The sequence below is a fragment of the Methanolobus halotolerans genome (genome assembly GCF_004745425.1).
GTDB lineage: Archaea > Halobacteriota > Methanosarcinia > Methanosarcinales > Methanosarcinaceae > Methanolobus > Methanolobus halotolerans.
In genome coordinates this window covers 214926-233186 of the sequence record NZ_PGGK01000004.1, presented here as the reverse complement: position 1 = coordinate 233186, position 18261 = coordinate 214926, and the positions used below count along the sequence as shown (strand labels likewise).

The 18261-nt window shown below is 44.5% G+C and carries 20 protein-coding genes and 1 rRNA gene; 18 read left to right on the top strand and 3 right to left on the bottom strand.

Annotated elements, in window-relative coordinates; all coding sequences use genetic code 11:
- Window positions 1-121: ribosomal RNA gene (gene rrf / locus CUN85_RS05750) — 5S ribosomal RNA — on the top strand.
- A gap of 478 nt (window positions 122-599) precedes the next feature.
- On the opposite strand, the gene CUN85_RS05745 is transcribed toward rrf, so the two are convergent.
- On the bottom strand, window positions 600-1622 hold the full coding sequence (locus tag CUN85_RS05745; RefSeq protein WP_135389369.1) for a DUF21 domain-containing protein: 1023 nt from the start codon (window positions 1620-1622) through the stop codon (window positions 600-602).
- Between the two features lie 222 nt (window positions 1623-1844).
- Here CUN85_RS05745 and tgtA point away from each other — a divergent pair, with 222 nt between their 5' ends.
- The 10 genes from tgtA (at window position 1845) to CUN85_RS05695 (ending at window position 11783) form a co-directional block, all read left to right on the top strand.
- A complete protein-coding gene (gene tgtA, locus CUN85_RS05740; RefSeq protein ID WP_135389368.1) occupies window positions 1845-3320 on the top strand; it encodes a tRNA guanosine(15) transglycosylase TgtA in 1476 nt (491 codons plus the stop codon).
- Window positions 3321-3533: 213 nt separating this feature from the next.
- On the top strand, window positions 3534-4796 hold the full coding sequence (locus CUN85_RS05735) for a rhodanese-like domain-containing protein (RefSeq protein ID WP_135389367.1): 1263 nt from the start codon (window positions 3534-3536) through the stop codon (window positions 4794-4796).
- Entirely contained in the window at window positions 4793-5755 is a 963-nt protein-coding gene (egtD, locus tag CUN85_RS05730) for an L-histidine N(alpha)-methyltransferase (protein WP_135389366.1), read from the top strand. The genes CUN85_RS05735 and egtD overlap by 4 nt, the downstream gene beginning before the upstream one ends.
- Window positions 5752-6933 carry an aminotransferase class V-fold PLP-dependent enzyme gene (locus CUN85_RS05725; RefSeq protein WP_135389365.1) on the top strand — a complete coding sequence of 394 codons (1182 nt, stop codon included), beginning with the start codon at window positions 5752-5754 and terminating at the stop codon, window positions 6931-6933. Before egtD ends, CUN85_RS05725 begins: the two co-directional genes overlap by 4 nt.
- Entirely contained in the window at window positions 6930-7337 is a 408-nt protein-coding gene (locus CUN85_RS05720) for a SufE family protein (protein ID WP_135389364.1), read from the top strand. The genes CUN85_RS05725 and CUN85_RS05720 overlap by 4 nt, the downstream gene beginning before the upstream one ends.
- Window positions 7338-7475: 138 nt before the next feature.
- Window positions 7476-7715 (top strand): hypothetical protein, encoded by a 240-nt coding sequence (locus CUN85_RS05715; RefSeq protein ID WP_135389363.1) that lies wholly within the window; start codon window positions 7476-7478, stop codon window positions 7713-7715.
- Between the two features lie 46 nt (window positions 7716-7761).
- Window positions 7762-8310, top strand: a complete 549-nt coding sequence (locus CUN85_RS05710; RefSeq protein ID WP_135389362.1) for a GNAT family N-acetyltransferase — start codon at window positions 7762-7764, stop codon at window positions 8308-8310.
- A gap of 166 nt (window positions 8311-8476) precedes the next feature.
- On the top strand, window positions 8477-9442 hold the full coding sequence (locus tag CUN85_RS05705; protein WP_205804366.1) for a UbiA prenyltransferase family protein: 966 nt from the start codon (window positions 8477-8479) through the stop codon (window positions 9440-9442).
- Window positions 9443-9476: 34 nt separating this feature from the next.
- On the top strand, window positions 9477-10634 hold the full coding sequence (locus CUN85_RS05700) for an NAD(P)/FAD-dependent oxidoreductase (RefSeq protein ID WP_135389361.1): 1158 nt from the start codon (window positions 9477-9479) through the stop codon (window positions 10632-10634).
- 3 nt (window positions 10635-10637) lie between these two features.
- The gene (locus CUN85_RS05695; protein ID WP_135389360.1) at window positions 10638-11783 is read left to right on the top strand and encodes a radical SAM/SPASM domain-containing protein; all 1146 of its coding nucleotides are present in this window, start codon (window positions 10638-10640) and stop codon (window positions 11781-11783) included.
- Window positions 11784-11853: 70 nt separating this feature from the next.
- On the opposite strand, the gene CUN85_RS05690 is transcribed toward CUN85_RS05695, so the two are convergent.
- Both CUN85_RS05690 and serB read right to left on the bottom strand, forming a co-directional pair.
- Window positions 11854-12714: a coiled-coil protein gene (locus tag CUN85_RS05690; RefSeq protein ID WP_135389383.1), complete on the bottom strand. Its 861-nt coding sequence runs from the start codon at window positions 12712-12714 to the stop codon at window positions 11854-11856.
- A gap of 69 nt (window positions 12715-12783) precedes the next feature.
- Window positions 12784-13449, bottom strand: coding sequence for a phosphoserine phosphatase SerB (gene serB / locus CUN85_RS05685; RefSeq protein ID WP_135389359.1), 666 nt, complete (start codon window positions 13447-13449; stop codon window positions 12784-12786).
- A 243-nt stretch (window positions 13450-13692) separates the two neighbouring features.
- Here serB and CUN85_RS05680 point away from each other — a divergent pair, with 243 nt between their 5' ends.
- From CUN85_RS05680 to CUN85_RS05650, 7 genes are all read left to right on the top strand, one after another.
- Window positions 13693-14493, top strand: coding sequence for a PAS domain-containing protein (locus CUN85_RS05680; protein WP_135389358.1), 801 nt, complete (start codon window positions 13693-13695; stop codon window positions 14491-14493).
- The gene (locus CUN85_RS05675) at window positions 14430-14873 is read left to right on the top strand and encodes an STAS domain-containing protein (protein ID WP_268921595.1); all 444 of its coding nucleotides are present in this window, start codon (window positions 14430-14432) and stop codon (window positions 14871-14873) included. Before CUN85_RS05680 ends, CUN85_RS05675 begins: the two co-directional genes overlap by 64 nt.
- On the top strand, window positions 14866-15276 hold the full coding sequence (locus tag CUN85_RS05670) for an ATP-binding protein (RefSeq protein WP_235856215.1): 411 nt from the start codon (window positions 14866-14868) through the stop codon (window positions 15274-15276). The genes CUN85_RS05675 and CUN85_RS05670 overlap by 8 nt, the downstream gene beginning before the upstream one ends.
- A complete protein-coding gene (locus CUN85_RS05665) occupies window positions 15269-15712 on the top strand; it encodes an ATP-binding protein (RefSeq protein WP_135389356.1) in 444 nt (147 codons plus the stop codon). Before CUN85_RS05670 ends, CUN85_RS05665 begins: the two co-directional genes overlap by 8 nt.
- A complete protein-coding gene (locus CUN85_RS05660) occupies window positions 15703-16275 on the top strand; it encodes a SpoIIE family protein phosphatase (protein WP_135389355.1) in 573 nt (190 codons plus the stop codon). The genes CUN85_RS05665 and CUN85_RS05660 overlap by 10 nt, the downstream gene beginning before the upstream one ends.
- On the top strand, window positions 16275-17297 hold the full coding sequence (locus CUN85_RS05655) for an ATP-binding protein (protein WP_135389354.1): 1023 nt from the start codon (window positions 16275-16277) through the stop codon (window positions 17295-17297). Before CUN85_RS05660 ends, CUN85_RS05655 begins: the two co-directional genes overlap by 1 nt.
- A gap of 112 nt (window positions 17298-17409) precedes the next feature.
- Window positions 17410-18231 (top strand): F420-dependent methylenetetrahydromethanopterin dehydrogenase, encoded by an 822-nt coding sequence (locus tag CUN85_RS05650; protein WP_135389353.1) that lies wholly within the window; start codon window positions 17410-17412, stop codon window positions 18229-18231.
- The last annotated feature ends 30 nt before the right edge of the window (window positions 18232-18261 follow it).

Here is an 18261-nt window from a genome sequence, read left to right as displayed (position 1 = left end):
CTGGCGGCCATAGCGGCAGGGCAATTCCTGTACCCATCCCGAACACAGAAGATAAGCCTGCCCGCGTTCCATACTGTACTGAAGTGCGAGAGCCTTCGGGAACTACGGATCGCTGCTGGCTCACTTATTATTACTTATTACTACTTTTCTGGTTGTTATATGCATACTGACAGCTTTGTTGTTGACCTATCTGTCATAATTATTATTAAATATATTTCTTTGCTCAACTTAGCCTTTTTCAGTTCGGCTGGTTATTGTTCTTATTTTAATATATCTGCATTTTTCTCCTTAAAATAGAGATGTTTTGCAGGTTGACTGCAAGGTAATAAGATATTTAGGAAAAATATTCCCGGCACTCTTGCCGATATTTATCCCGGTCTTAATTCATAAAGAACAATTAATTGTCATCTCAATTGGTTATTTGATGCGCATGCAATACGCGATCTTTATTACTTTATGAGGCTCTGTAGAATCTATAGCCAAAATTGCTTGAATTTAAGGATTTTCTACAGAGCTCTTTATGCACTCCTGAATTTATCGTATGAATATGATTTTATCTTCCAAAGAGGCCGGAACCCTATGTCTGCAATGCATGCCACTCATTCTACCCTGATAACTATCCCACGTAGCAGGCGGCCCAGTATATCCGATCCGGTAATGATTTTTTTAACCGGATCATCCTTGTTCCAGTAAAGTATCAGGTCCTCATCAATGACATCATCCTCCATATCTCTCGGATAGACCTTAAGGCGGTTTATGACACTACCAATTTTCTCATTAGGATTTGAGACTACAATTGGATGGTGACAGTATCTGTAAGGATCAAAGCCCGTGTCGATTCTGAGGGCACCTCTTAAGAACCCATCTGAATCTATGGCTATCTTAGGTTCGTCCTGTTCATTTACAACAATAATCCACTTCTTGCCCGAGGAAGCAATGTCCCTGAGCAGCACGTCACCCGGATCTCTTTCAATCTTCGGGAATACAGGGCGGTTGTTCTCAAACGGAAGTTGTATTATACTCTGGGGATGTACCAACGACCCCTCGTTCTTGATAGCAAGGTCATCAATAGAAAGGAAATTCAAAGCTCCGGTGCCCTCAAACCTGTCTATGTCCGAAAGGGATGTAGCCACATGTTTTGATATCATTGTACGGAATGCCCGTTCCTTGAAATACTCTACCTGCTCCTTTCCGAGCAGCCGGTCCAGGGCAATAGCAGAAGGTTTGGCCACGGGGTAGAGAAGTATCCCGTAAAACCTCACAATGGGTGAAAGAAATGCTCCCATTTTCAGCGCATTGCGTGAGAAGTATGCCTGGGGGAGCAGTTCTCCGAAGGTGGCTATGCCTACAGTGGAGAATATAAAGGCTGCAACTCCTGTCATCAAAGTGTCCGTGAGCAGTGCGAGCAGAGTATTGACAGCTACGTTGCCCCATAGTAAAGTGGAAAGCAGGTAGTTTGCATCTTTGCGAAGCCCAAGGAGCTTCAATGCGTAAGGGTTCTTTAGTTCTGCTTCTATTTCAAGCCTCAGGGGACTCAGTCCAAAAAGACCTATTGTCAGCCCTGAGAACATAGCAGATTGCATTAGACACAAAAAAATGAAGATCCATGTAATTTCAATCATAAAGTTTCACTGGATTTTTTAATGCAGTTTTGTAGTAATGTACACCGTATGGTAGTTTCAAACTCGACTTTTGTCTGCATCTTATTTGATGCAAAGGATTTTCCCACATTCTGTTCAGATTATGCAGTAATTGATATTATTTCTTTTGGGCATGCTTATTCATCAACTCTTGATTTGTATTAAAGGAAGTTACATATATCTTCAACCTTATCTACCCCCTACATGTCATCACGATTCGATATAATCCATAAGGATGCCGCAGGCCGTATAGGCAGGCTGGCAACACCGCACGGTGTAGTGGAAACACCTACTGTTATGCCGGTTATCAATCCAAATCTCCAGACCATAAAGCCCTCGGAGATGAGAGATTTCGGGGCACAGATACTTATTACCAATTCATACATAATCTATCGCAAGGAAGAACTGCGGGAAAAGGCGCTCAAGGATGGTCTGCATGCTCTTCTTGACTTTGACGGCCCGATCATGACCGACTCCGGTTCATTCCAGCTGTCAGTCTACGGCGAGGTCGAGGTCACAAATGAGCTCATCATTGACTTCCAGCAAAAGATAGGTACTGACATCGCCGTTCCACTGGACATTCCCACACCTCCTGATGTAGACTTCAAGCGTGCCGAAGAAGAGTTAGATATTACCATAGAACGCCTGAAGGCTGCCCGTGAGCTCGTCACAGGAGATGGTATGTTACTTGCAGGTCCGGTGCAGGGTTCTACCTACAGTGAGCTCAGGGAGAGATCTGCAAGGACTCTGTCTGAAATAGGTTTCGATATCTATCCCTTCGGAGCCGTGGTCCCTCTCATGGAATCCTATCGTTATGCAGACCTGGTGGATGTCATAGCAGCCTCCAAGAAAGGGCTTGACCCTGCTGCTCCGGTACATCTTTTCGGTGCAGGTCACCCCATGATGTTTGCCCTTGCCGTGGCTCTGGGTTGTGACCTGTTCGATTCGGCTGCCTATGCCCTTTATGCAAAGGACAGGCGCTATATCACTTCCAGGGGAACATTCCATGTTGATAACCTGAAATATCTTCCGTGCTCGTGTCCTGTATGCATGAACCATTCGGCCGAAGAGCTGAACAAAGCCCACAACTGTACTGAACTGCTGGCAAGGCACAATCTCTATGTGACTTTCCAGGAAGTGCGTGTGGTCAAGCAGGCTATATGGGAGGGCAACCTACTGGAACTTGTGGAACAGCGCTGCCGTTCTCACCCGCGCATGCTGGAAGCCCTCAAACGGATGTACACATACTCAGACTGGCTTGAAAAAGTAGATCCTGCTTCCAAGTCCACTTTCTTCTACTGCGGCCCGGAATCTTCCCGGCGTCCTGAAGTACTGCGTTTTGCAAATCACCTGGACAGGTTCACGATTCGTGGTTCTGCACTGATAAGGTCCTCCCCTCCGGGAAGGGCAGACAAAGAATATGACAATGTTCTGGTCTTCAAACCACCCTTCGGTGCCTATCCTCAGGAACTTGTAGAGATCTATCCGCTCAATGCGGAAGTTGTTAGAACTCCTGATTACGAGTCTCTTGAACAGGCTTACCTGAATACTATCAAACTTGTAGAACTGAATCCGGAAGCAGAGTTTACGTTCATTATGCAGGAAAGATTCGAACATCCTCTTGTGAATAAACTGGAGGGAATGGATAAATTCACAGTTGTCTATCCACAAAGTGAATAATCTATTTCCAATTCTTACTTTTTAGTAAAAGTTTTATTAGGCACTTTAGGCACTTATTATTCCAGATTAAATGCGGCAGCTTAAATTTACTTTGATGAATTATCTACGTGCAAAGTTCTAAGAAGAAATTGGTTAAATATACAGTAATAATTAAAATTTTAATGTTATTAAGCACTGAATAACATATATACTAATAGACCAAACTAATATTGTATGAAAGAAATTACTACTGATGAATTATCTGAGAATTTACATAGATATAAGGTAATCGATATCAGGTCCGTTGATGCTTATAACGGATGGAAAGAGGGTGGAGAAGCAAAAGGGGGACACATTAAGGGTGCAAAATCACTGCCATATAAATGGTCACACTATATTGACTGGATAGAGATCGTAAGAAATAAGGGTATAATGCCGGAAGATTCTCTTCTGATCTATGGTTATAACAAAGATAACATCAAAGAAGTGGCAGAACTATTTGGAAAAGCCGGATATCCTGATGTAACTGTTTACAACTCATTTTTCGAATGGGCTGAAAAGGATCTGCCCATGGAACGCCTTGAAAGGTACAGGCAGCTGGTCTCAGCTGATTGGTTAAATCAGTTGATCACAAAGAACAATGCTCCTGAGTATAATAACGATAAGTTCGTGGTATGCCATGTCCACTACAGGAATCCTCTAGATTATGATGAAGGGCACATTCCGGGAGCAATACCAATTGATACAAATTCTCTCGAATCCCCGCAGACATGGAACCGCCGCTCTCCCGAAGAACTAAAAGAAGCACTGGAAAGTGCAGGCATATCATATGATACCACAGTTATTGTTTATGGAAGGTTCTCCTATCCAAAGAACGAGGACCCCTTCCCGGGAAGCAGCGCAGGTCATCTGGGTGCAATGCGATGTGCATTTATCCTGCTTTATGCCGGTGTAAAAGATGTCCGTATACTCAATGGAGGTCTTCATTCATGGCTTGATTCAGGTTATGATGTCACAAAAGAGCCTGCTGTAAGCAACAGAGTGTCTTTCGGTATCGAAATTCCTCAAAAGCCTGAGATAGCTGTCGATCTTGAAGAAGCAAAAGAGATTCTTTTATCCTCTGACAAAAACCTGGTGTGTGTCAGAAGCTGGCGGGAATATATCGGAGAGGTAACCGGTTATAATTATATTCAGAAAAAAGGCAGGATTGCGGGAGCAGTTTTCGGGGATTGCGGGTCAGATGCATACCATATGGAAAATTACAGGAATCTGGATCACACTATGCGTGAGCACAGGGAAGTTGCAGAAAACTGGAAGAAGGCAGGGATCACTCCTGACAAGCGCAATGCATTTTACTGCGGAACTGGCTGGAGGGGCAGTGAAGCCTTCTTTAATGCATGGCTTATGGGGTGGGATAATTCCGCAGTTTATGATGGCGGATGGTTTGAGTGGAGCAATAATGATATGCCATTTGAAACAGGTGTGCCGGAAGAATGATAATAGAGGATCTTATGCCGGAGATCGGAGAAAGTTCGATCAAAGAGAAACTGGTAGCTTGTTTGAAGTCTGATCCAAAAACCCTTCCCTGTATGTTCTTCTATGACCCGGCGGGGTCGGAGTTGTTTGAGAAAATAACAAAACTTGAGGAATACTATCCACCAAAGATCGAGATACCATTGTTAAGGTCAACTGCCAGAAAACTGAACTCCGATCTTAAAGACTGCAATCTTGTAGAGCTTGGGAGCGGGGATTGTTCAAAGATCTCTGTATTCCTTGATGAAGTTCCTGAAGAAGTCCGTCAGACTATAGTGTATTACCCAATGGACGTCTCCAGAGAAGCTCTGGAAAAGTCTGCCCGTATTCTCCGGAAGAGATACCCCGAAATGGGTATTCATGGGGTCAATGCTGATTTTCTTGAGCATATGGAAACAATTCCGGGAAATAGAAAGAAGTTTTTCTGTTTTTTCGGGAGCACAATAGGTAATCTTACTGAATTAAGAACAATGGAATTTATGAGACATCTCGGAGATGTCATGAACAGTAACGACAGATTGCTTCTTGGGGTTGACATGGTAAAAGATATTACTGTAATTGAGAGGGCATATAACGACAGTCGGGGAATCACTGCGGAATTCAATAAGAACATATTGAAAGTTACAAATAATCATCTTGGAACAAATTTCAATCCTGATGATTTTGAGCACCTTGCGTTCTTCAATAAGGAACTGTCCCGGATCGAGATGCACTTAAAAGCAAAAAAGGATCTGGAAATAACAAGCCCTCTGCTAAACGAAAGTATAACCTTTAAAAGAGGTGAGACAATCCACACGGAAAACTCTCATAAGTATACTGTTGACCATATCAGTAAAATGGCAGATGCCGGAGGCCTTTCCCTGGCAAATATCTATGCAGATGGTAAAAAGTGGTTTTCTCTTGCTGAAATGGTGAAAAGATGACCGATTTTAAGAAAGACTTTCCGATACTTGATAAAGAGATATATGGGAAACAACTATTTTATCTTGATAATGCAGCAACAAGCCAGAAACCAAATCTAGTGCTTGATACTATATCTGATTTCTACAGGTCTGACAACAGCAATATTCATAGAGGAGTGCATTATTTAAGCGAGATATCAAGTGAAAAATATGAGAAGGCAAGGCAAAAGGTCTGTGACTTCATTGGTGCCGGTAATCCGGATGAGGTGACGTTTACTGCCGGGACAACCGATTCCATTAATCAGGTAGCACGCTCGCTTGAACCGGTTTTGAAGGGCAACGAAGTTATGATAACCGGTGTGGAACACCACTCAAATATCGTGCCATGGCAACTCGCAGGTGCAAAGCTCAGGGCAATTCCGATGGATTTTGACTGCAATTTGTTGATGGATTCAATGGAGATTACTGCTAAAACAAAACTGATATCGATCTCTCATGTCTCGAATGTCCTTGGTTCTGTAAATAAGATAAAAGAGATAACCGGGATCGCAAAGGATCACGATATTCCTGTCCTGGTGGACGCAGCCCAGTCTATCCAGCACCTGCCGCTTGATATGAAGGATATAGGTTGTGATTTCCTGGCTTTCTCAGGCCATAAGATGTATGCAGCTACCGGGGTTGGCGTGCTTTACACCAGCGAGCGCTTTAGTGATATCATGCCTGCAAAAGGCGGTGGGGGTATGGTTGACAGGGTGACCCTTGAAGAAACGACTTACCTGGACCCTCCTCTAAAATACGAAGCAGGCACACCCCACATTGCGGGTGCAATAAGTATCGGTGCTGCAATCGATTACATGCAGAATATCGGCATGGGCCGGATAAGGAAGCACGAGCATGAGGTATATTCCTATGCAAGGGACAGGTTACTGGAAACCGACGGTGTGACGGTTTACGGGAACACCGAAGAGATGTGCGGTTCCATCTCGTTCAACCTTGACGGTATTCATCACTACGACACAGGACTGATACTGGACAAGATGGGAATAGCTGTGCGGACCGGACATCACTGTGCCCAGCCTCTGATGAGGTCCCTCGGAACCGAAGGCACGGTGAGGGCAAGTTTTGCATTGTACAATACAAAAGAAGATGCCGATATGCTGATTGAAGGCATAGAAAAAGTAAGGATGATGTATGCATGAGAGATGCTGTCCAGGACGAGATCATAGCACAGTTCGATGGCCTCGAATGGCTTGACAAGTACGGTCTGCTCATCTCCTATGCCAAAGAGCTCGAGCCCATGGATGAGAGATTCAGGAACGAGGAGAACTCCATCAGCGGATGCCAGTCAAAGGTCTGGATCAGGACATATAAAGAGGACAGCAGACTCATAATCGATCTTGATAGTGATGCCATGATAACCAGGGGAATCATTTCTCTTTTACTCAAGGTTGTGAACAACCGCCCTCCTCAGGAGGTACTGGATCTCGACCTGTATTTCATAGATGAGATCGGCCTGAAGTCAAATCTTTCGCCTGCAAGGGCGGATGGGCTGGCGTCGATCATCAGGAGGATTAGGGAGGTTGCTGAGAGAGAGGTGAATTAGGAACATTGCTTTATTGACAGATATCTGGTGGACAGAGGTGATTTAAATGCCTGTCAAGCCAGGATGTTAGATGTTCTAAATTACCAAAAGGATTTTCAGCACAGGCTCTATAACCTACCTGTCAATGGTTGTGAAAACGTGAAAGATGAAAAAAAAGAGTATCTAGTACACAAGCAGCTTTATGATGAAACCGCAAGAAAGAATAAAAAGATAGGTATGGTCAATCTGGTGATCTTTGGTATTGGCCTGGCCCTGAAATATCTGGGTATGCCTGAAACAGGAGAGCACTTTATATGGCTGGGTTTCGTCATTCTTTTATACACGTTTGGCTCCAACATGATGGCAAAACGTGAGATGCAGAAACATAAATCAAAATGAGAAGTTGTTGATATTTTTAGCGTTGCTTAAACTAAGAAGGTGTGGTATGTCAACAGATGATATTCAGATAAGGGAAACAAAAGACTCAGATTTTAACAATGTAATGGAAATTGAAAAAGAGGCTTTTGAATCTGAGGATGAAGCAGTTCTTGTAGCTCAGCTTCTGGAAGATAAAAGCGCAGAACCAGTCATATCTTTGTTGGCTTTCAAGAAAGAAGAAGCATTAGGGCATATTCTTTTCACAAAAGCAGCCATTGATGGAAATACATCATCTCCATTAGTTTACATTCTTGCACCTCTGGCAGTTAAACCGACCCATCAGAGACAGGGAATTGGTGGAATGTTAATTAATGAGGGATTGAATAGATTAAAAGCAAGTGGTGCTGAAATGGTTTTTGTTTTCGGACCTGAAAGCTATTATCCAAAATATGGATTTAAGCAGGATGCTGCAAGTATGGGGTTTACTGCACCTTATCCAATTCCTGAAGAACATGCGGGTGCATGGATGATCTATTCTCTAAGCACAGGAACAACTGATGGATTTAAGGGCAGAGTTGTTTGTGCAGATGCTTTGAATAAACCAGAGTATTGGTGAGAATGAAAAAGCATTGAACTAACATATTAAATAAATCCTTCCAAATTCATGCATGAGAGATGAGTGCATGACAAGTCCATAAAACTCCCTCCATTATTCCCCGCCCCTCTCCAAAACTAAATATACGATACTGAAAATTAGGAGGCTAGAATTTACTGGTGATAACGTGGTTTCCATTTCAGAATCAAAAACTAGGAATCCTTATGTTGAGCTCCTCCGGCCCGAGATAGCCGATATGGATATTGCCCTTCCTGCTGCCAGTGCTCTGCTGGCAGCCTATCTTGCGACTGGATCGTTCCCTCCGTTGATACCTTTCATAATCGCGGTGATTGGCGGTTACGCAGCTATCACGAGTTCCTATGTCTATAATGACTGTTGCGATATGGATATCGATAAGATCAACCTTCCCAACCGTCCGCTGGTATCCAAACGGCTCACGCGGAATCAGGCGCTCAAATACGCGCTTTTCCTTTTCCTGGTTGCCGGTGCGGCTGCGCTTATACTCAACCCGGAGTCCTTTGTGGTGCTTTTGATAGCTGTTGCAACAATCAGCATCTACTCGGCCATAGCTAAAAGAGCCACATTCCTGAGCTTTGTGCCCGTGGGTATTGCCTACGGTCTTGTTCCCATAGGTATCTGGCTTGCATTCGACTCTACCGGAGTGCTTAACATTCCCGGGCTTTTCGGCGTAGTCCCATCCTACGGTGACATACTGCCGCTGCCTGCAATTTTCCTTGGTTTGATGATGTGTTTTACAGATTGGGGTTTCACTCTTTCGGGCGTTGCAAGGGACATTGAGGGAGACCGTGCAAGAGGTGCTCCCACATTCCCGGTAACATTCGGGGTGCCTGGAACTGCAAAGTTCGTAACCCTCATGTGGGTCGTAGGTGTTGTTGCTTCCATTGCCATCGGACTCACAGCAAAGATCGGTCCCATATACTTTGCCGGTGCGTTGCTTGCAGGCGGGTGGATGCTCACTCAGTCATTTGATTTTATGAAGAACCCGACACCTGAACGTGGAGGAAGATTGTTCCTTCAGGGTTCCAGATACAGGGGCATCATGTTTGGTTCTCTCATTCTTGATGTAATACTTTGCATATTTGTTCCGGCATATGCCGTTATATTATGGTAGGACTAGAATTAATTAATTGTGAACGAGGTTCGATATGGATGCGGATATCATTGTAATAGGAGCTTCCCCTGCGGGAGTTATGGCAGCAAGGAATGCATCAGCAAAAGGCTGCAAAGTTATCCTTCTGGATAAAAAAGAAGCAGCAGGTGTGCCCACCCACCCGGCGAACACGTTCTTCAAAGGAATGTTTGACCGTACAGGCGAGAAAGTGGACCCGAGTTATGTTGTCAAGAACCTCAGGGGTGCCTATATTATAGCACCTTCGGGCAGGAATGTTGCTTTTGAAGGAGATGCATACTTCCTTGACCGCAGGAAGTTCGATGAATTCTATATCAGGCAGGCGGAGGAAGCGGGCGCAGAGGTTCGCTTTGGTATAGAGGTCCTAAACGTTCTCAGGTCTGAAAAAAGCTTTCTGGTAAGTACTTCGAAAGGTAAGATGAAGTGTAAACTGGTAATCGTCTCGGACGGTATCAACTCAAGGATAAGTGCACTTCTTGGCATGAAACCCATAAAGCATCCGGAAGATATCGCCTGGTCCCTGGAAGCCGAGATCGAGGCAGAAGGTATCGGTGAACCGGATATGTTCGAATACTATGTTGGGAATCATGCACCGGGCTGGAAGTCCACTTATTCTCCATGTGGCGGGAACAGGGCGACCCTTGGTATGTATGTACGCAGGCACGGCAAGGATGTCTCTGATTTCTTTGATGACTGGCTTGAAAAGTTCAAGACCCTGAAGGGTATAGATGAAGTGAAGATCATCAACACATCAGTGGGTGGTGACCCGATAGCTGCTCTCCCGGGGGAGATAGTTGCAGACGGCGTAATGATAACCGGCGGCTCCGCAGCTCAGTCCGGCATAGGATATGGCATGCATGCAGGGCAGATGTGTGGTGACATCGCAGCTGAAGCCATTGCAAAAGGTGATACATCAAAAAGATACCTGTCCGAATACAGGCAACTCTGGAACAGAACATACAGGACAGAGTACTATCTTGGAAGGTTAGCCCTTGAGACTCTCAGGAAAATGAACAATAAAGAGATCGATGAGATGATAAAGGTCTTTGAAGGAGAAGACCTGAAGATCCTTGGTGGAAGTCCCTTTAGCCAGGCTTTACAGATATCAAAGATGATATTGAAGAACAATCCCTCTTCGATACTCTCATACAGGGCTGTCTTCAGGACAAAGTGAACGATGAAGGATAAATATTATTTCTACAGGAACCCGTTTTTCAAAGTATATGCCCGGCTAGAGGATGGCAGGGTCAGGATGAAGACTTCAGGTATAGCATCCTCTATCATGGGCTCATTTGTTTCGGATATATTGGAGATATTCGAGGATACAAAACCCTCTAAGGTAGAAAAAGACCGGCTGATATACTCTACCTGGATGCCTCCCATACCCAGCGAGGCATTTGACCGCCTTGTATCAAGCCAGATGAGTGCAATGAGGGGAAAATATATTCCGGAACAGATCACAATCTCAATCACCGAGGAGTGTCCTAACAGGTGTATACACTGTGCTCTCCCGGACACCAGAAATAATGCACGGCTGGATCCTGGTGTTGTGAAGAGCGTGATTGACCAGGCCCAGCATATGGGTACAACTCTTATCATATTTGATGGCGGGGAGCCTCTGCTCTACGATGGTCTTGAAAATCTCATCAGCTATGTCGACCAGTCATGTGCAATCCCTGGTCTTTTTACGTCCGGTGTGGGCCTGAATCCGGAGCGTGCTTCAAGTCTAAAAGATGCCGGGCTCTCTATGCTTAGTGTAAGCCTTGACAGTGCACATGAAGCAGGACATGACCTTATGCGTGGCAGGCCGGGCGTTTTCAGGGAAGCCACGGATGCTATAAAGAACGGTCTGGATGCCGGTCTTCTGGTCGGTATCTATGTGGTTCTTTCCCCCCGGAACATCGGTGAACTGGATGACTTCTATGAGCTTGCAAAGGAACTGAGTGTGCATGAACTTTCTTTCTATGAGATAGTTCCCACTGGCAGGTGGCAGGGTCATGAAAAGGAAGTCCTTTCTGCAGAAGATCTGGAAAAGTTCGATGATTTCGTAGAGCGCACATCCTGTGCAGAAGGCCCGCGTGTATTCCCGATCCCTCAACTCATCCGAAAAATGGGCTGTTTTGCAGGCAGGAAGTGGCTCCACGTAACTCCTGAAGGGAATGTGCTGCCTTGTGCATGCATGCCGAAACCATACGGTAACATCCACAGTGAATCATTGGGATCTGTATGGAAAAAGATATATAAAGACCCTGTTTTCAAAGCAGGTCCCTGCCTGATGCGGGATCCTGAATTCAGGAAGGTCCATCTCGGACTTGAACGATAATTATTATAAAAACTATAAAAACAGAATGGGAAGGGTGAAAGTTCACCCCTCAATTTTGATCAATTTTTGATTATTTAAGGAAACCTGACCTCTGGAGAGCCATGAGGTTCTCGGTTGTAAGTTTGCCACCTGACTTGAACTTATCGAAAATATCCTCTGCATCCTTGCGGGCATCTGCCTTTGCAGCCTCTTTCTTGCCATCGACATCGCCTTTTTTGATCTTGCGGATCTCTTTATCAATGTCACGGATCTCTTTCTGAGCTGATATAAACAGTTTGTGCTGCTCATCGGCACTTTCCTGGAACTTGACAAAATCCTTGTGGGCAGCGTCGGATTCTGCACGGATCTTATCCGCTTCCTTGAAAGTGGTAATCATCTTATCGTGATAATCCTGTGCTTGCTGGGCATATTCAGAAAGTACTTTATGATGTTCAGAAGCCTCGTCTCTTATTTCCTGGGCTTTGTTCAAAAGGTCCTTGAGTTCCTGATTGCCTTCAAGCTGTTCTTTCTTTGCAGAATAGAGTTTCTGAAGTTCAGTAATCTTGTTGACAAGTTCTCTTTCCTTGCTTGTCGTAAGGACTTCGGTCTGCTGTGTGAATTCCAGTTTGTCGATCTCTTTGCGTATGTCCTTTATAGAAGGGCCGCCAAGATTGTTCACATTGCGGATCTGGTCTATCTGTGCAAAGATGTCGTTTGCCTTTGCGTTGACCTCATCACGAAGTACTTTGTATTCCTTTACCTTCTCGTTGTTCTCATCGCGGAGTTTCTTGTACTCCTGTGCTTCGTTGATAAGGTCTTTTGTCTTCTTGTTGAGCTCGTTACGCTTTGAGGCTAAATTACTTGCTTCTGCGTTGAGTTCGTTTCTTTTTGTCTTGTATTCTTCAGACTGCTTCTTAAGTTCAGTCTTCTTGTCGTTCAGTTCTTTCAACATATCCTTTTTATCCTCCCGATCCAGCAAAAAAGCTGGCATTTCATGCATTCATAATGCACGATTCTGGCTTTACGGGTCCAGTGCCTGGATCACTGGTATTACTGCCTCAAGGTCTTTTTCTGTGATGACAATGTCGGCGTGCTCGTGTAATATAGGTTTTGAATTAAATGCTATGGCATATCTGGCTCTTTTGAAGATACAGATATCATTGGCACCATCACCTATCACAACACACTCTTCGGGTTCTATCCCATATTCACCGGAGATCTCTTCCAGGACAGGTTCCTTTGATCCTTCTCCTGTAAGAGGTCCCGTGACCTCCCCTGTTATGTGTCCATTGTCTATCAGAAGTTCGTTTGAAACCACATGGTCCATACCCAGTGTTTCACCCACACGCTCTGCAGCAAGGGTGAATCCGCCGGATATCATTGCGGTTTTGTATCCATGGGATTTTAAAAATTTGACCAGCTCTTTTGCGCCAGGCATGAAAGGCATACTGTCCAGGGCTTCTTTTGCCCTTTCAAAGTTCAGACCTTCCAGAAGACGCACTCTCTCAGTAAGGGCCTCTGAGTAGTTGAGTTCTCCATTCATAGCCAGTTTGGTTATCATGGCTACCTTCTCTCCTACCCCTGCAACTTTTGCAAGTTCGTCAATGGTTTCAGCATCTATCAGGGTGCTGTCCATATCAAAAACTACTAACTTGATCCTTGCTTCAGAATTGTCAGTACTACTCACTTGATCAAACCTAGATTTTAAATCCCGTCATGAAACAGTATTTAAGTGCCGAGATTGATGTGAAATAAGTCACATTGCTTTTAAGGTTTTCGGACAAATACTTTCAAACTAAGCCCTTTTTTTGAGTTGATGCTAAAAAAGATTGCATGTGATCTGTTTATATATAGCTAATTATTATATATTATAATATATTATTATCTTGTATTATGCTTTTTAATCACGTTTTTAACCAGGAGGTATTAGATGGTTAACGAAAATGTAAGTTCAGATAATGTGGAAAATGTGGATATTGCAAAGGATGTGCTTAATCAACTTCCATGTATGGTGATGGCCGTTGATCTGGATTTTAATATACTGTTCTTAAACAACACAGGATGCGAATGGATGGGGGACGATTTTGAAAATGTCGAGGGTAAGAAGTGTTATGACTTTGTGCAGTCCTCCCATTGCAGAACAGATAACTGCCGCGTCAAGCAGGCAATGAAAAATGACAGGAAGTATGTATGGAGAAATGAGATTACAACCGGAGGCAAGACCTTCCCCATCGAATACACTGCGTCACCTTTGAGAGATAAGGATGGTAATATTGTGGGCGGAGTCGAGTACGTCATTGATATTACCGAGAGGGTGAAGATCGAGGAAGAAGTTCAGGAACACAGCCGAACTATAATGGAGCTTTCTACTCCGGTTATCAAACTCTGGGAAGGTATTGTAATACTTCCGCTTGTAGGGGTGATTGACACTATGCGTGCCCAGCAGATTATTGAGAATCTCCTTTCATCTATAGTTGAGAACGAAGCCACCGTGGCGATACTTGATGTGACCGGTGTTCCGATGATCGATACCAGCGTTGCACAGCATATTCTCAAGACTGTCAGTGCGGGTAAAATGCTTGGCGCTGAAATTATCATAACCGGTTTCAGCCCCAATGTTGCCCAGACTCTTGTAACTCTTGGGGTTGACCTAAGTGATATTATCACATGTGGCTCGTTAAAAGATGGTGTATCAAAAGCCTTCACACTTGTAGGAAGAAAACTTGTGTAAGCAGAGGTGATTATGTGGAAATTCCAATACTGAAATTGAAAAATATTCTTCTCACCTCGATACAGAGTGATATGAACGATGATGACGCACTGAAATACCAGTCCGATGTCATGTCAACTCTGGAGAAAAGCGGTGCTAAAGGTCTTGTCATAGACATCACGGCAATGGACATAATCGACTCTTTCATGGCCCGTGTCATCAATGAGACCGCAAGAATGGCACGTCTAATGGGTGCAAGGGTTGTCCTCTGTGGCATGCAACCAATGGTTGCGCTGACACTGGTTGAAATGGGGCGTGAGCTGATCGGTGTGGATACCGCACTGAATCTTGACAAAGGTTTTGACAAACTGGTAAAAATGTTCAACGAAGGGGTTGATTGAAATAAGTGAGATTAGCATAGATCTTCGAAATGAAGATGACATCCTAATAGCCAGGCAGACTGCAAGGAAAAAAATGGCTGATATAGGCTTTGGCTCTGCTGATCAGACACGTATGGCCACTGCGATCTCCGAGCTGACAAGAAATGTGATCAAATATGCAGGAGAAGGTGTATGTCATATTGTTACGGGAACTTCTTCTTCAGAGATATGTATTAAAGTAGAGATCGAGGATTATGGGCCAGGCATTGTTGATGTGGACAAGGCTATGGAAGATGGTTATACAACTGGTGGAGGACTGGGTGCAGGCCTCCCCGGTGCAAAGAGGCTTGTTAATGATTTTCAGATAGAGTCGCAGCCCGGATTGACAAAGATAAATCTGGAAATGAGTCGTCCACATGTCTGATATCCCTGCTCCCGGTTCTGCTGGAGGGAATCTTGAGGCAAAAGTGGAGGTAACAAAGACCTCTCATGTCGCAAACGTTCAGACCAAAGTACGGGCAATCACAAGGATACTTGGTTTTCCGGAACTGTACATATTCAAGGCAGCAATTTCAGCATCTGAACTTGCCTCTAATCTTGTGTATCACACTTCTGCAGGTGGTACCATATCTATCAGAGGGATCAGGAAAAACGGATGCATCGGGATTGAGATTATTTCAATCGACTCTGGTCCGGGGATAAAGGATGTGAATATGGCTTTGCAGGATGGTTATTCAACGGGACCGGGTCTTGGATCAGGTCTTCCTGCAGTTGAAAGGTTGATGGATGAACTTGACATTTTGGTAACTGACGATTTCAAAACATGTATTAGAAGCAGGTTGTGGTATTTTTGCGAATAGCAATGGAATCCCGTTCGTTCAATGGAGACGTACATTGTGGGGACCAGTGTGACTGGTGGCTTGAAAATGATCTTCTGACCCTCTGTATGATCGACGGACTGGGTCATGGAATACATGCAGAGGAAGCTGCAAAAGCTGCTCTTGGGTATGTCTCTTCCCATCTCGGTGAATCTCTGGATACTCTCTTTTCGGGATGTGACAGGGCTGTCAAACAAACAAGAGGTGTGGCCATGGGTATTGTCCGTGTGGATCAGAATGAGTACAGCCTTGAGTATGGAGGTATCGGGAACACACGTGCTATGATTTACGGGGAAGATGTTTCTCACTTTTCTTCAAGCTGGGGTATCGTGGGAGGCGGTTTCAGGCATTTGCACATTGAGAGAACACAGTTATCTCCTGATAACCTCCTTCTTATGTGGACAGATGGTATACCTGAAAGTCTCAAGCTTTCGGCGTACGATAGGTATCTGCTTCAGGATGAACAGGAACTGGCCAGAACACTACTCGGGGATCACGGTCGCATGACAGATGATGCAACTATACTTGTGTATATGACAGGGTGATGAATATTACAAAAACGGAATTCAAAGACAGGTATTATAAGATTTTAAGGGGTTATGTCGAGACACATGAAGAAAAGTATCTTATGAGATCTGAAGATCTGGGTTATGAACTGGTAAAATTCAACGTTCCTCCAGAAGATATCATCGAGTTGCATGAAACTGCAGTTTCAAGATTGACCACTGAACTTCCTCCCAAGAGAATGATGGAGTCAGTAGGTTTCCTTTCAACACCTCTTGTAGAAGTCATGATGGCTTATGGACTTGCTTTCAGGCGATGGATCGAGGATCTGGAAAAGAACAAGCAGGAACTTATGGTCTATTCAGAGGAACTGCAGTATTCTAACCAGTTGAAAGAACTTTTTGCAGATATCCTGCGTCATGATCTGTTAAATCCTGCATCTCTGATCAACGGCTTTGTCGGCATTCTGCTTGAATTGGAGGACGATGAAAAGAAGAAGTCCTTGCTTTCCAATATTGAAAAAAGTAATATTAACCTGATCAATATTATAGAACAGGCAGCGGAACTTGCCAAACTTGATTCTGTGACCGGACTGGATTTTTCAGCGGATGACCTCGGAGTGATCCTCAGGAATATTGCAGATGAGTTCACACCGGAATTCGAAAAAAAGGAAATGACCATATGTCTGGAAACAGAGGGCCGGTATCCTGTATTGGTGCACTCTACGATAAAACTGGTCTTTGCGAATCTTGTATCCAATGCGATCAAGTACAGCCCGAAGGGAAGCCATGTGGAAATATCCATCTCAGACTCAGATGATCAATGGCAGGCATGTGTGAAGGACCGGGGAAGTGGCATTCCCGAGGAGGACTGTGAATTTATATTTAAACGCTTTTCAAGGCTGGATAAAGCAAAAAAGGGAAGTATCAGGGGGAAAGGTCTTGGTCTTGCAATTGTGCATAAGATTGTAACTCTTCACAACGGCAGTGTTGGTGTGGACAGCAATTTTCCTGAAGAGGGCAGCACTTTCTGGGTCAGGCTCGATAAAGCTCAGGTAAGTTAATTAAATAAAATTTTCCTGCTTTGTCCTGTATCCGTTACTCCTGAATACAGGTGCCGGTATTATTCCAAAAGTAATATATGCTACTCCGAACATTGCACTACTGTGATTTTACATGGCAAAGATTGGATTCATTAAACTAGGTAACCTTGGTATGAGCCAGGTTATTGATCTGGTACAGGACGAAATCGCAGCAAGAGAAGGGATCACTGTTCGTGTTTTCGGAACCGGTCCAAAAATGGGCAAAGACGAAGCAGCCGCAACAGAGGAGCTTAAAAAATTCGATGCTGATTTCTACGTCATGATCAGCCCTAACTCAAGCGCACCCGGGCCAACCGCAGCACGTGAACTTTACAAGGACGTTCCATGCATCGTTATTTCCGACGGTCCTACCAAGAAGGACGACCGCGCAGCTCTTGAGGAAGCAGGCTTTGGTTATATAATCATGACCGTTGACCCGCTCATCGGTGCAAAGACAGAGTTCCTCGACCCTGTGGAGATGGCATCATTCAACTCCGACGCAATGAAGGTCCTTTCAACCTGTGGTGTTGTAAGGCTCATTCAGGAAGAACTCGACAAGGTTACTGCAATGGCTGACGAAGGTAAGGAACTTGAACTTCCGCACATACTCGCAAAACCGGAGAAATGCATAGAGAGAGCAGGTTTCAACAATCCGTACGCAAAGGCAAAGGGACTGGCAGCACTCCATATGGCAGATATGGTCGCAAAGATCAACTTCCCTGCATGCTTCATGATGAAGGAACTCGAACAGGTTGCGCTCACAACAGCAGCAGGTCACGAGATGATGCGCGCAGCAGCGCAGATGGCAATCGAGGCAAGGGAAATAGAGAAGGCTAACGACAGCGTCTTCAGACAGGCACACTCCAAGAAAGGAAACCTGATGACCAAGACCCGGCTCTACGAGAAACCACAGTAAAGTACCATCTGGTACTTTTCTCTACTTTTT